This window comes from Xanthobacter autotrophicus, assembly GCF_030015065.1.
Lineage (GTDB): Bacteria > Pseudomonadota > Alphaproteobacteria > Rhizobiales > Xanthobacteraceae > Xanthobacter > Xanthobacter autotrophicus_D.
In genome coordinates this window covers 1-385 of record NZ_JAIVFN010000574.1, presented here as the reverse complement: position 1 = coordinate 385, position 385 = coordinate 1, and the positions used below count along the sequence as shown (strand labels likewise).

At 63.6% G+C, this 385-nt stretch carries 1 protein-coding gene; it reads right to left on the bottom strand.

Features of this window, described 5'->3' with window-relative positions; translation table 11 throughout:
• A partial coding sequence (locus K9U40_RS24575; RefSeq protein WP_282892644.1) for a glutamate ligase domain-containing protein occupies positions 1-385 on the bottom strand: 385 nt, incomplete at both ends.

Below are 385 nucleotides of genomic sequence, written 5' to 3'. Positions count from 1 at the left end.
GGTGACGACCGAGCCGGTGATGATGATGCCGGAGCCGGATTGGACCTCGGCGTCCTCGGCAAGCTCCACGGCCTGGGCATAGGCGCCCGGCAGGTTATCGGCTACGTGCACGCGCTCCTCGCCAAAGATATCGCGGGCGGTCTCTACCAAGTCGTAGGCATCGAGGGCGCGCGGCGAGGAGTTCTGGGTGATGACTACCTCGGTGAGGTAAGGCTCAAGTGCGGTGAGGATGCCAGTGGAATCCTTATCCGCGAAGATCGAGAGCACACCGATGAGGCGGGCGAAGTCGAAATCGCGGTCCAGTGCAGCACCGAGGGCCTTGGCGCCATGTGGGTTATGGGCGGCATCAATAAACGTCGTCGGCGAGGTGCGCACGCGCTCCAAG